The 13518-nt window shown below is 76.4% G+C and carries 9 protein-coding genes; 6 read left to right on the forward strand and 3 right to left on the reverse strand.

What is annotated here, in order from left to right; genetic code table 11:
* The first annotated feature begins 399 nt into the window (after positions 1-399).
* Both BS72_RS32775 and BS72_RS25670 read left to right on the forward strand, forming a co-directional pair.
* Entirely contained in the window at positions 400-1611 is a 1212-nt protein-coding gene (locus BS72_RS32775; RefSeq protein WP_051951690.1) for a murein hydrolase activator EnvC family protein, read from the forward strand.
* A gap of 191 nt (positions 1612-1802) precedes the next feature.
* Entirely contained in the window at positions 1803-2477 is a 675-nt protein-coding gene (locus BS72_RS25670) for a GntR family transcriptional regulator (RefSeq protein WP_037913959.1), read from the forward strand.
* Positions 2478-2760: 283 nt separating this feature from the next.
* On the opposite strand, the gene BS72_RS25675 is transcribed toward BS72_RS25670, so the two are convergent.
* A complete protein-coding gene (locus tag BS72_RS25675; RefSeq protein WP_037917637.1) occupies positions 2761-3042 on the reverse strand; it encodes an HPr family phosphocarrier protein in 282 nt (93 codons plus the stop codon).
* Positions 3043-3335: 293 nt separating this feature from the next.
* On the opposite strand from BS72_RS25675, the gene BS72_RS25680 reads away from it, so the two are divergent.
* The 4 genes from BS72_RS25680 to BS72_RS25695 all read left to right on the forward strand — a co-directional run bounded on the left by BS72_RS25680 (position 3336) and on the right by BS72_RS25695 (position 8874).
* Positions 3336-6179 (forward strand): bifunctional acetate--CoA ligase family protein/GNAT family N-acetyltransferase, encoded by a 2844-nt coding sequence (locus tag BS72_RS25680; protein ID WP_037913960.1) that lies wholly within the window; start codon positions 3336-3338, stop codon positions 6177-6179.
* 187 nt (positions 6180-6366) lie between these two features.
* Positions 6367-6951, forward strand: coding sequence for a DUF5998 family protein (locus BS72_RS25685; RefSeq protein WP_037913962.1), 585 nt, complete (start codon positions 6367-6369; stop codon positions 6949-6951).
* A complete protein-coding gene (locus BS72_RS25690) occupies positions 6951-8129 on the forward strand; it encodes an alkaline phosphatase family protein (protein ID WP_037913963.1) in 1179 nt (392 codons plus the stop codon). Before BS72_RS25685 ends, BS72_RS25690 begins: the two co-directional genes overlap by 1 nt.
* A gap of 94 nt (positions 8130-8223) precedes the next feature.
* Positions 8224-8874, forward strand: coding sequence for a thymidine kinase (locus tag BS72_RS25695; RefSeq protein WP_037913964.1), 651 nt, complete (start codon positions 8224-8226; stop codon positions 8872-8874).
* A gap of 27 nt (positions 8875-8901) precedes the next feature.
* Here the strand turns inward: BS72_RS25695 and BS72_RS25700 are convergent, their stop codons facing one another.
* A complete protein-coding gene (locus BS72_RS25700) occupies positions 8902-12030 on the reverse strand; it encodes an alpha-mannosidase (protein ID WP_037913966.1) in 3129 nt (1042 codons plus the stop codon).
* A 297-nt stretch (positions 12031-12327) separates the two neighbouring features.
* Entirely contained in the window at positions 12328-13518 is a 1191-nt protein-coding gene (locus tag BS72_RS25705) for a glycoside hydrolase family 99 protein (protein WP_322942610.1), read from the reverse strand.

Raw genomic sequence — 13518 nt, forward strand, 5'->3', positions numbered from 1 at the left:
GCTCTGCGCCCGTCGGCCGGCGGTCGCCGAGTGCACTCCGGCGCGGTGGCACCTCGGTGCCGCGGTGGGCGAAGAGCTGGCGCCGCCTCACCATTCGGGTGATTTGCGGTGATTTGATGCCCACGGCGCCATGTGGGCGATGCTGTGTCCTCCGCTACATATCAGCTGATCTGTTTGGCCGACCCGGGGACGCGCGGATAGCGTCGCGGCTGGCCGCCCCCCAAGGGCGGCGGCGCCCGGCGGCTCCGGGCGCGTAGCGCACATCGCCGAGTCCCCCCGCCAGGGGGAGCCGGAGACGCCCGAGTGACCGGCGGCGTCCGGCGGCGGCACCGCGAGAGGCCCCTCCGGACCCGACGGCCCGCCCGGCAGGCGAGACGAAGGAAAGGAGCGCGCCCCGCCATGGCGTTCCCCGTTCGCCCCGCCGCCTCCCACGGCCCCGATCCCGACGGCGCCGACACGCCCGACCGCTTCGACCACCCCGACGGCGCCGACCACCCCGACCGTCCTGACGGCGCCGACGGTCCCGACGCTCCTGACGGCGGCTCGGTATCGCGCCGCGACGGTGCCGACGGTGCCGACGGCGCCCACACGCCCGGCCCGGAGGCCGATCAGGCCGCCGGCCCCGGCGAGCCCGGCCGCGCCGCCGCGCCGGGTCCCGGCCGCGCCCTCCTGCCTCCGTGGGGTGCACGCGCCGCGCAGGGCCGACACCGCAGGCCGCGCCGGATCGGCGCCGGCGCCGCGCTGGCCGGCATCGTCGTCCTCGGCGGAGGAGGCGCCGCCCTCGGGACGTCGCTGGCCTCCTCCGGGCGGTCCGCCGGATCCGCGGCGGAGGGCGCCGCGTTCGGCCAGGCCGTCGGCGTCCCGGGCGCGCTGGCGCACACCCTGGACGGACAGGCGGACGCGCAGGAACCGGCCGGCACGGCCACTCCGGACAGCGGTACGGGCGGCACCTCCGCGAGCGCCGCACCCGCGCCCGCCGGGACGTCCGGCCCGAAGGGCGAGCAGAAGACCGCGCCGAAGCCCACCGCGACGTCGCCGGCCACATCCCCCTCGGGCGCCTCGCGGACGTCGGAGCCCGGCGCCCAGGCGTCGCCGTCCGCCCCGAAGGCCGGTGCCGCCCCGGCCCCGTCGGCCACGGCGCCGTCGGCCGCGGCCACCTCCGGCGGCAGCCCGTCGTCCGCGCCCACGACCGCCCCGGGCGGCTGGACGGCCCCGGTCGGGGCCGCCCCCGTCAGCGCGCGGAGCTCTGCCGCCGGCCGGACCTGGCCGGCGGCCGGGGGCGGGCTCGGGGGCGTGGACTTCCTCGTCCCGGCGGGAACCGCCGTGCACGCTGTCGCCGCCGGCACCGTGGTCTCCGCCGGCCCGGACGGCGCCGAGGGCCTCGCGGTGGTGATCCGCCACGCGGACGGCCGCTACACCCTCTACGGCGGCCTCTCCCGGACCCTGGTGGCCGCGGGCCGGACGGTGACGGGCGGCCAGAGCGTCGGCCTGTCCGGCACCACCGGCGCGGGCGGCACGGCCGGCCTGCACTTCGAGGTGCGCACCGCCGCGCGGGGCGGCTCCGCCCTCGACCCGCTGGCGTACCTGCGGGAGCACGGCGTCGGCGTCTGACGCCGGGACGTCCTCCGGCCACCGGGCGCCTCGGCCCCGGCCGCCCACCCGCGCGGCCGGGGCCACCGGCGCACTCCGACCAAAATCCGCCAAAGAATTCGCGGACTGCTTTCCATTCCCCCCGCGTGCTGGAATAGAGTCTCGGCAGAATAACGGGGAAAGAACGGAGTCCGAGCGATGCGGAACCGGACGTGAACGGCACGGAGGGCACCGGGCGGCGCATATCCGCGCAGGTGGTGTGCGGGGCGATCCGCGACGACATCGTCGGCGGCTTCTTCCCGCCCGGCGGCCGCCTCACCGAGGAACTGCTGGCGCGGCGCTACGGGGTCTCCCGGGTGCCGGTGCGCGAGGCGCTGCGCACCCTGGAGTCCGAGGGCTTCGTCCGCACCCGCCGGCACGCCGGCGCCTCGGTGGCCGAGCCGACCGAGCAGGAGGCCGCCGACCTGCTGGAGATGCGAGGCCTGCTGGAGCCGCTGGGTGCTGCCCGAGCCGCGCAGCGCCGCGGCGAGGCGCACCTGAAGGTGCTGCGCGGGCTGGTCCGGCTGGGTCAGGAGCGCGCTGAGCAAGGGCAGTTGTCCGACCTGCCGTCGCTGGGCGGATGGTTCCACGAGACGCTGGCCCAGGCGTCGGGCAGCCCCACGCTGGCCGCCCTGCTCACCCAGCTGCGGCACAAGATCACCTGGGTGTTCGGCGACGGCCCGACCCCGCGCGCCGTCCAGGCGTGGCAGGAGCACGCGGCGATCGTGGACGCGGTGGCCCGCGGCGACGCCGACCGGGCCCGCCGGCTGGCCGCCCTCCACGTGGAGCGGGCGGTCGCCGTGAGAACCCCGAAACATCCCGTCAACGCGATTCGCCGCCGGGCTTAACATCGGCACCGTATAAAGTCGGGTGAATTACTTCCCGGGGTTTTCGGGAAAGCGGTGCCGGGCAAGCCGTGGGGGGTTGTCCGGCACCGCTGAATTCGCCGTGCGCGCCCGGCCGGCCGTAAAGCAGCCGGTGCGGCGGGCCGTAGAGCCGGCCGCGACGCGGGCTGTGGCGCCGGGCGGCCGCGCCGGAGCGGCGCGGCCGCGACCACCCGCCGTGCGCCGCGCTACACCGCCGTGCGCCGCCGCTGTCGCCGGGAGCGGCCGGACACGGCCGGACGCGCCGTCAGACCGTCTCGGGAAGCTCGTCCAGCCCCTCGGCCACGAGCTTGGCCAGCCGGTCGAGGGCCGCCTCCGCGTCCGGCGCGTCGGAGGAGATCACCACCTCCTCGCCGCCCCGGGCGCCCAACCCCAGTACGGCGAGCATGGAGGCCGCGTTGACCGGCGAGCCGTCCGCCTTCGCGATCGTCACGGGTACGCCCGAGGCGGTGGCCGCGCGGACGAAGATGGACGCCGGGCGGGCGTGCAGCCCCTCCGCCCAGCCGATGGTGACGTGGCGTTCAGCCATGGTGGTGTCCTTCTGTGGTCGCTGCCGGTGGTCCGTGGTGCCGCCCGCCGTCGGGCGCACCCCCACAAGCCTGCCCGCCGATCGGCGGCCGCACCCTCCACCAGCGTCCCCGGCGCGTCTCCCCGGCACGACCGGCGCCTCCCCCGACCAGGACCCGAGCAGGGCCCGAGCAGGGCCCGAGCAGGGCCCGAGCAGGGCCCGGCAGGGGTTTCTCCCGACCGGTTCGCGGCCCCGGCGGGCACCGGGGGACTCCCGTACCTTCGTGCGAAGCCTCACCCGCATACGCTGGGCCCATGAGCGAACGGCCGTATCCGGTGCACTGGGAGGCGGACGTCGTCCTGCGCGACGGCGGCACCGCCCACATCCGGCCGATCGGCCCGGACGACGCCGGACGACTGGTCGACTTCTACGGACTCGTCTCCGACGAGTCCAAGTACTTCCGCTTCTTCGCCCCCTACCCGCGGCTGTCCGACCGCGACGTGCACCGCTTCACGCACCACGACTACGACGACCGGGTCGGGCTGGCCGCCACCGTCGGCGACGACTTCATCGCGACCGTCCGCTACGACCGCACCGACGAGCAGGGCCGGCCCGCGACCGGACCCGCGGGCACCCGGGCCGAGGTCGCCTTCCTCGTCCAGGACGCCCACCAGGGCCGCGGGGTGGCCTCCGCGCTGCTGGAGCACATCGCCGCCGTCGCCCGGGAGCGCGGCATCCTCCACTTCACCGCCGAAGTGCTGCCCGAGAACCGCAGGATGGTGAAGGTCTTCACCGACGCCGGCTACACCCAGCAGCGCAGCTTCGCCGACGGGGTGGTCCACCTCGACCTCGACCTGGAGCCCACCGACGCCTCCGTGGCGGTGATGCGCGCCCGCGAGCACCGCGCCGAGGCCCGCTCGGTGCAGCGGCTGCTGCGCCCGGCCTCCGTCGCCGTGGTCGGCGTCGGCCGCGGGCCCGGCGGCGTCGGCCGCGCCCTGCTGCGCAACATCGCCGCCGGCGGCTTCACCGGCCGGCTGGTCGCGGTCAACCCGGCCTTCGCCGAGGGCGCCGAGGTCGACGGCGTCCCCGCCCACGCGTCCGTGCGCGAGGCCGTGGCGGCCGGCGGCGGCGTGGACCTGGCGGTGGTCGCGGTGCGGGCCGAGCAGGTGCCGGCGGCGGTCGCCGACTGCGGCGCCGCGGGGGTGCGGGGCCTGGTGGTGGTGAGCGCCGGGTACTCCGAGTCCGGCCCCGAGGGGCGGGCCCGCCAGCGCGACCTGGTACGGCAGGCACGCGTCCACGGCATGCGGGTGATCGGCCCCAACGCGTTCGGCGTCGTCAACACCGCCGCCGACACCAGCCTCAACGCCTCGCTCTCGCCGGAGCTGCCGCGCCGCGGCCGGCTCGGCCTGTTCACGCAGTCCGGCTCCATCGGCATCGCGCTGCTGTCCGGGCTGCACCGGCGCGGGGTGGGCCCGTCCACGTTCGTCTCCGCCGGCAACCGGGCCGACGTCTCCGGCAACGACCTGCTCCAGTTCTGGCAGGACGACCCGGAGACCGACGTGGTGCTGATGTACCTGGAGTCGTTCGGCAACCCGCGCAAGTTCACCCGGCTCGCCCGCCGCACCGCCGCCGCCAAGCCGCTGGTGGTGGTCAAGGGAGCGCTGCACTCCGGCGCGGTGCCGCCCGGCCACGCCGTGCCGGTCACCCGGGTCCCCGACTCCACCGTCTCGGCGCTCTTCCGCCAGGCGGGGGTCATCCGGGTGGGCACCGTCACCGAGCTCCTCGACACCGGGGTGTACCTGGCCCTGCAGCCGCTGCCGGCCGGCCGCCGGGTCGCGGTCCTCGGAAACTGCGAGTCGCTCGGGCTGCTCACCTACGACGCCGCGCTCACCGCCGGGTTGCGCCCCCTCGCCCCCGTCGACCTCACCACCGGCGCCACCCCCGAGGACATCGCCGCCGCCCTGCGCGCCGCGCTGGCCGACCCCGGCAACGACGCGGTCGTGGTCACCGTGATCCCGCGCGTCGGCACGGACCCGGCCGCCGCGCCCCCCGGAAGCGGCCCCGCCGCCCGGCCGGACCCCCTCGCCGGCCTGACCGGCGACCAGAGCCCGCCGGTCACCGCCGACCTGTCCGCGGCCGCCGCCCGCCCGCCCGCCGAGGAGGACGACCCGTACCTCGCCGACGCCCTGCGCCGGGCCGCCGAGGGCGCCGCCAAGCCCGTCGTCGTGGTGTACCTCGCCCTCGAAGCGATGGCCGGCCGGCTGCACGCCGAGGACGCGCCCGGCGCCCGTATCCCCGCCTACCGCGCCCCCGACCGCGCGGTGCGCTGCCTGGCCGTCGCGGCGGCCTACGCGGCCTGGCGGGAGTCGGCGGCCGGCCCCGGCGTGGTGCCGGAGCTGGACGGCGTCGACGAGGCGGCCGCCGCCGAGGACGTCCGCCGGATGCTGCCGCCCGGCACCCCGGCCGGGGAGGGCCGCACCCTCACCGAGGACGAGGCCGCCACGCTGCTGGGCCGCTACGGCATTCGTGTCGTCGGCTCGCTGCCCGCCCCCGACCCGGAGGCGGCGGTGGCCGCGGCGGAACGGCTCGGCTACCCGGTCGCGCTGAAGACCACCGCCCCGCACCTGCGCCACCGCGCCGACCTCGGCGGGGTGCGGCTGGACCTCGCCGACGAGGAGGACCTGCGCCGCGCCTACGCCGAACTCACCGCGCGGCTCGGCGCCCCCGGGGAACTGCGGCCGGTGGTGCAGGCGATGGCGCCGCGCGGCGTGGACACGGTGGTACGCGCCGGGGTGGACCCGGCGGCCGGCGCGGTCCTCTCCTTCGGCCTGGCCGGGCCGCCCTCGGAGCTGCTCGGCGACCTCGCCCACCGTCTCGTTCCGGCCACCGACCGGGACGCCGCCGAGCTGGTCCGCTCCATCCGGGCCGCGCCGCTGCTCTTCGGCTGGCGCGGCGCGGAACCCGTGGACACCGCCGCGCTGGAAGAGCTGCTCCTGCGGGTGTCGATGCTCACCGACGACCTTCCCGAGGTGGTGGCCGTGGACCTGGACCCGGTGGTGGTCGCGCCGCGCGGGCTGAGCGTGCTCGGCGCCCGGGTCCGGCTGTCCCGCCCGCCGGCCCGCACCGACCTGGGGCCCCGGGCGCTGTCCTCGTTCTGACCGCCCCGGCGGACTCGGGCGCCCCCACCGCCGGACGTGCCCCGACCTGCCGCGGGGGTGCCGCCGGGGCCTTGCGGGGGCGCCTGGCCCGCGCCTGCCCCGGGTCCGGCCCGTTGCCGGGGGCCGCCCGGGCGCCGTCCGGTTCTGCCGCGTTCCGCGCCCCGCGGCACGTCATAGGATGGGCGCCATGGCGAAAACCGGTACGAGCACGCAGGGCCTGCGCACGGCCATCGAGCGCAGCGGCTACTACCCGGCCCTGGTGGCCGAGGCCGTCGAGGCCGCGGTCGGCGGCGAACCGGTGGCGTCCTACCTGGTCAACCAGGAGACCACGTTCGACGCCAACGAGGTGCGCCGCCACGTCACGGTGCTGGTGCTCACCGGCAGCCGCTTCATCGTCAGCCACACCGACGAGCAGGCCGCCGACGACACCTCACCCAGCCCCTACACCACCACCTCCACCGAGTCGGTGAAGATCGGCCGGATCTCGTCGGTCGTGGTCAGCCGCGTGGTGGCCGACCCCGAGGAGTACACCCCCGGCACCCCGCCGCGCGAGGTGGTGCTGACCATCGGCTGGGGCGCCGTCAACCGCATCGACCTGGAGCCCGCCGCCTGCGCGGACCCGGACTGCGAGGCCGACCACGGCTACACCGGCTCCTCCACCGCCGACGACCTCTCGCTGCGGGTGAGCGAGGCCGGTGACGGCCCGGACGCGGTCCGTGACACCCTCGCCTTCGCGCAGGCGCTCTCCGAGGCGACAGCGGCCCAGGACTGATGGCCCCACCGCTCACCGACCCGTACGGCCCCGAGCCGCTCGACCCGCGCACCGCTCCGGCGCCCGCCTACGGCAGCGGGGCGCTGAGCGACCTCCTGCCGGCCGCGATGGCCGGCTTCGAGGTGCCCGGGATGCCCGCCACCGGGATGGTGCTGGAGCCCGCCGACCGGGTGTGCGTCTTCCTCGTCGACGGGATGGGGTGGGAGCTGCTGCTGCGCCACCCCGACTGGGCGCCCTTCCTCACCTCGCTGGTCGCCGCCTCCCGGCGCCCGCTGACGGCCGGCTTCCCCGCCACCACGGCGACCTCGCTGGCCTCGGTCGGCACCGGCCTGCCGCCCGGCCGCCACGGCCTGCCCGGGTACACCGCGCTCAACCCGGACACCGGCGAGCTGATGAACCAGCTGCGCTGGAAGCCGTGGACGCCGCCCGCGGTGTGGCAGCCGTACCCGACCGTCTTCGAGCTCGCCGACGCCGCCGGGATCTCCACCTGCCAGGTCTCCTCGCCCGACTTCGAGCGCACCCCGCTGACGAAGGTGGCGCTGTCCGGCGGCACCTTCCTGGGCCGGCTCACCGGCGAGGAGCGGATGGACCTGGCCGCGAAGCGGCTCGGCGCCGACCGGGCGCTGGTCTACACGTACTACAGCGAACTCGACGGCAGCGGCCACCGGTTCGGCGTGGACTCCGACGCCTGGCGCGGCCAACTCGCCACCGTGGACCGGCTGGTGCAGCGGCTGGCCGAGCAACTCCCGCCGCGCAGCGCGCTGTACGTCACGGCGGACCACGGCATGATCGACATCCCCTTCGACGAGGAGTCGCGGATCGACTTCGACGAGGACTGGGAGCTGCGCGCCGGCGTCGCCGTGCTCGGCGGGGAGGGCCGGGCCCGGCACGTCTACGCCGTCCCCGGGGCGGCCGGCGACGTGCTCGCGGTGTGGAGCGAGGTGCTCGGCGACCGGATGTGGGTGGCCGGCCGGGACGAGGCGGTGGCCGCGGGCTGGTTCGGCCCGGACCCCGACCCGCGGGTGCTGCCGCGGATCGGCGACGTGGTGGCCGTGGCCCGCGACGACGTCGCCGTGGTGGCCACCCGGACCGAGCCGCACGAGTCGCGGATGGTGGGCCTGCACGGCTCCATGGTCCCCGTCGAGCAACTCGTCCCGCTCCTCGAAGTACGCTCCTGACCACCCCCTCCCACGCTTGAGCCCGCTCTCCGCGCGACGCCGCCGGACCGGGCCCGCACCACCCGCCCGTCCACCGAAAGGCCACCCCCACCCCATGTCCGAGCTGGTCTTCTTCTCCGGAACGATGGACTGCGGCAAATCCACCCTCGCCCTCCAGATCGTCCACAACCGGGCGGCACGCGGCCTGCGGTCGGTGATCTTCACCCGCAACGACCGGGCCGGCGAGGGCAAGCTCTCCTCCCGGCTGGGCCTGGTCACCGACGCCGTCGAGGTGGCCGACGGCACCGACCTCTACGCGCACCTGGTGGCCGAGCTCAGCCGCGGCTCCCGGGTGGACTACGTGGTGGTGGACGAGGCGCAGTTCCTCGGCCCGGACCAGGCCGACCAGCTGGCCCGGGTGGTCGACGACCTCGACCTCGACGTGTACGCCTTCGGCATCACCACCGACTTCCGCAGCCGGCTCTTCCCGGGCTCCCAGCGGCTGATCGAGCTGGCCGACCGGGTCGAGGCGCTCCAGGTGGAGACGCTGTGCTGGTGCGGCGCCCGGGCCACCCACAACGCCCGTACGGTGGGCGGGGTGATGGTGGTCGAGGGCGCCCAGGTGGTGATCGGCGACGTGGACAAGGCCGAGAGCGAGGTCGGCTACGAGGTGCTGTGCCGGCGCCACCACCGCCGCCAGGTGACCCGGGCGGCGGCGGCCGGCGGCTCGCTGGCCCAGGACGTGCTGCCGGTCAACCCCGTCTGACCGCGCGGGCCCCGCGCGGCCCGGGCGTCACGCGCGGGCGAGCCGCAGCGTCAGGATCTGGAACGGCCGCAGCTCCAGCGCCACCGCGGACCCGCCGGGCAGCGGCGGCCGGTCGCCCGGGTCCTCCAGCAGGTCCGTGACGTGCGCCCGGGCCACCGGGAAGCCGGCCGTCAGGGTCGCCCGCGCGGAGCCGCCGCGTGACTCGTACAGCCGCACCACCACGTCCCCCGACCGGTCGTCGGCCAGCTTCACCGACTCCACCACCACGTCCGGGTGGTCCACCGCGACCAGCGGCGGCCCGCCCGCCGGGGACCCCGCGGCCGGCCGCAGCGGCAGCGTGAAGGCGTAGCCCGCCGCCACCGCGCCGCCCACGTCGGTGCCGGGCGCCAGCCCGTACGAGAAGCGGTGCCGGCCCCGGTCGGCCTGCGGGTCCGGGCTGTGCGGGGCGCGCAGCAGCGACAGCCGCACCGTCGTCGTGGTGCCGCCGTCCGCGCGGACCTGCCGGGACACGTCGTGGCCGTAGGTGGAGTCGGTCACCAGGGCCGCGCCCCAGCCGTGTTCGCCGACGTGCACCCAGCGGTGCGCCCACAGCTCGAAACGGGCCGCGTCCCAGCTGGTGTTCTCGTGGGTGGGCCGCCGCACATGGCCGAACTGGATCTCGGCGCTCTCGTGTTCGGCGTGCACCCGCAGCGGCCACGCCGCCTTGAGGAGGGCGTCCCGCTCCTGCCAGTCGATGTCGGTGCGCACCGCCAGCACCCCGCTGTCCGCGGCCAGTTCGAGGTGCTGCACCAGGCGGGAGGCGCCGAAGGAGCGCTCCACCCGGACCGAGGCGAGCAGCGGCCCGGCCTCGGCGACCGCCACCGACTCGGCCTCCACCAGGTCCCGGACGGTGTCGCGGTAGTAGCCGTCGATGTTCCAGGCGCTCCACAGGTTCGGGTCGTCCGGGTGGAGTTGGAGCAGGTTGGCCGGCCGGTCCGGGTCGACCGCCTCCCGGCCCGCGCGCAGGTCGTACACCGAGCGGACCAGCCCGTCGGCGTCGACGACCACCCGCAGCAGGCCGTTGTCCAGGACGGTGCGGCCGTCCTCCCCGGTCACCCGCACCCGCTCCGCGTCCGCCACGGCGGCGGCCGGCACGGGCCCGCCGCGGCCCAGGGCCGGCACTTCCGCCAGGACCGCCACCGAGCCGTCCGACAGGCGCTGCGCGGCCGCACCTTCCGGTACGGCGGTGCCGGCCGGCACCAGGGCCACCTCGCGGCGCGGGTACGGCCCGGCGTTGTGGAAGGCCAACCCCGCCGCTCCGTCCGCCCCTTCGTCCACGGCCAGCGCCTCGCCGATCAACCCAGCCAGCTCCTCCTGGAGTTCGGCGTGCACCGCCTCGGCCTCCTGGTGCACCCAGGCGATGGACGAGCCGGGCAGGATGTCGTGGAACTGGTGCAGCAGCACCCGCCGCCACACCGACTCCAGCCGCTCGTACGGGTACGCGGCGCCGGTGCGCACCGCCGCGTCGGCGGCCCACAGCTCGGCCTCCCGCAGCAGCGCCTCGGCCCGCCGGTTGCCCTGCTTGGTGCGGGCCTGGCTGGTGTAGGTGCCGCGGTGGTTCTCCAGGTACAGCTCGCCGCGCCACACCGGCGCGTCCGGGTACTCGGCGCGGGCCGCGGCGAAGAAGGCGGCGGGGTCGCCGACCTCGACCCGGACCGACCCCTCCAGGTCCCGCAGCCGCCGTGCCCGCTCCATCATCTCCCGGGTGGGCCCGCCGCCCCCGTCGCCGAACCCGAACGGGGCCAGCGACCGGGTGGCGGCTCCCTTGTCGGCGAAGTTCCGTTCGGCGTGCGCGAGTTCCGCGCCGGTCAGGGAGGCGTTGTAGGTGTCGACGGGCGGGAAGTGGGTGAAGACCCGGGTGCCGTCGATGCCCTCCCAGTCGAAGCTGTGGTGCGGCAGCCGGTTGGTCTCGTTCCACGAGAGCTTCTGCGTCAGGAACCACTTCGCCCCGGCCAGCACGGCGAGTTGGGGGTAGGCGGCGGTGTAGCCGAACGAGTCCGGCAGCCACACCCCCTCCTGGGCGATCCCGAACTCCTCGGCGAAGAACCGCCGTCCGTGGACGAGCTGGCGGGCCAGCGCCTCGCCGCCGGGCAGGTTGCCGTCGGCCTCCACCCACATCCCGCCGACCGGCACCCACGTGCCGGCGGTGACCGCCTTCCTGATCCGCTCGAAGACCTCCGGCCGCCGCTCCTTGATCCACGCGTACTGCTGCGCCGAGGAGCAGGCGAAGACCAGCTCGGGGTACTCCCGCGCGAGGGCGGTCATGTTGGTGAAGGTGCGCGCGCACTTGCGGACCGTCTCGCGGACCGGCCACAGCCAGGCCGAGTCGATGTGCGCGTGGCCCACCGCGGTAACGGTGTGCGCGGAGGCGTGCGCCGGCCGGGACAGCACCCCGGCGAGCCGGTCCCGGCCGGCCTGCGCGGTGCCGGCCACGTCGGCCGGGTCGACGGCGTCCATGGCGTGCCGGAGCGCGCGCAGCACCTCGTGCCGGCGGCTGCTGCCGAGCGGCAGCTCGCGCATCAGCCCGTCGAGCACCTCCACGTCGTGCAGCAGGTGCCAGACCGCGTCCTCGCGCACCGCGAGGTCGGCGGCGACCAGTCGGTACAGCGGCTCGGTGCCGGCCGTCTCCCGTGCGCCGAAGCGGGTACCGACGGCCCTCGCGCCCTCGATGCCCGGGTTGGCGGCCAGCTCCACGAGCAGCTCCACCGGTTCGCCGCCGTTCGCCGGCTCGGCCAGCAGCACGCCGCGGTGGTGCGGGTGCAGTCCCTGGAGCGGTGAGCCGGCCGCGTCGTGGACGAAGCCCTCGGCCTGACCGCCGGGCCCCCTGGACAGGTCGAAGCCGAGGTCGAAGACGGCCTCCACCCGCCGGCCCGCCCACTCCCTCGGTATCCGGCCGGTCGCCCGCAACCAGGTCGTCGACCACGGCGCCCCCCACGGATCGCCGATCGCGGCCGGCCGGTACTCGGCCGCCAGCGCCTCCGCGACCGGGACCGGCTCGCCCGGCACCTGCCAGGCCGCCAACTCCAGCGGCAGCGGCGGACCGTAGAGGGCCGGCCTGACCACGTGGGAGAGGAACTTGGTGATCCGGGGTTCGACGATATGGCGGTCGTCATGCACAGGCGTGCTCCTTCTGCTCGGTGCGACGGCAGGGAGGACCGGCGGGGACGCGTCGGCGAGCCGGCGGAGGGCGCCCGGGGAGGCGGTGCAGCGGCTGGTCGGCTCGGCGGCTGGTCGGCCTGTCGGCCCGTCTGCTCGGCGGCTGGTCGGCTGGTCGGCTCGGCGGCTGGCCAGCGAGTCGGCCCGGCGCCTCCCTTGCCGGCCCCGGGCCGCGCGCGGCCCCGGACGACGTGCGCGGCGCGGCGCGGCTCCGCGCTCCCGGACACCGCTGGGCGGGCCCGGGAGCGCGGACGGGGCTCAGCCCTTGGCGTGGCGGCGCGCGGCGGCGAGCCGGTCCTCGAAGTGCGCCGCCCACTGGGCCGTACGGTCCAGGTAGGCGGTCTCGGCACGGCGGCCGGTACGGCCGTACGCGCCCTCGTAGTTCAGGTACTCAAGGCTGCCGGGGGTGTGCGCGGTGGCCGGTTCGATCATGGAGCCCTCGTGCCACTCGTTGAACGAGGTGATGCTCACCCAGTCGGGCACCCCGCCCGCGTTGCCGGAGGCCAGGGCGTACGACCACTCCTGGTCGTAGGTCGCGCCGTCGGCGCGGTCCAGCGTGGGGGTGGTGTTGCCCGGCACGGCCCGGTCGTCGATGTAGCCCGGGCCCAGGGAGGGCGCCCACACCATGCCCCGCTCGGCGCAGAAGGCGGCCACCCCCGACCAGTCCGGCTCGTTGTGGGTCGCGATGGCGTCGTAGGTGTAGGCGCCGCCGAAGTCGCCGATCCTGCTGGTGTCCCAGGTCTGCGCCATCACGATGGCCTCGTCGTCGACCTGGTGCAGCGCCGACCAGTCCACGGTGAGCAGGCTGTTGAAGATGTAGTACGCGGTGCGGTGGCCGTGCTCCGGGTCGCGGTGGAAGGCCGGGTGGCGGCCGTACTCGGCGGTGATGTAGCGGATGTCGGCCACCACGCTGTCCGCGTCGCGGCCGCCGTACGGCTCGATGTGCCAGGCGACCTGGAGCCCCTCGCGAGCGGCGGCGTCCAGCACCACCCGGGCGTGCTGGTCCTCGTAGCTGCCCTGCCCCCACCAGCTGCTCACCAGCACGCCGACGCCGGCCTGCCGCAGCCAGCGCATGTGCTGGGCGACCGCGCCGTGCAGGTCCCCGGAGTCGTACGGGCCCAGCACCGGGTAGTAGTTGGAGCCGATGTCGTCCGGCGGGTTGACCGACCCCTGCGGCCAGTGCCGCCACTGGCCGGAGAACTGCGGGCTGCCGTACCAGGGGTAGTAGAAGATGTGCGTGTGCCGGGAGGGCCGCCCGGCCGGGTGGCCGCCGCCGGGGACCGGCCGGGGGCCGGTCCGGGGGCCGCCGCCTGGGCGCTCTGCACGCTCAGCCCGGCCAGTGCCACCGCGCCCAGCGCGGCGCCGCCGGCCAGCAGGGCCCGCCGGGACGGGGTGGCCGGGGCCGTCCCGTCGCCGGGCGGTGGGACGGGGGACGCGGGGTTCTCGGAT

It is taken from the genome of Actinacidiphila yeochonensis CN732, from assembly GCF_000745345.1.
In the GTDB taxonomy this organism is placed as follows: domain Bacteria; phylum Actinomycetota; class Actinomycetes; order Streptomycetales; family Streptomycetaceae; genus Actinacidiphila; species Actinacidiphila yeochonensis.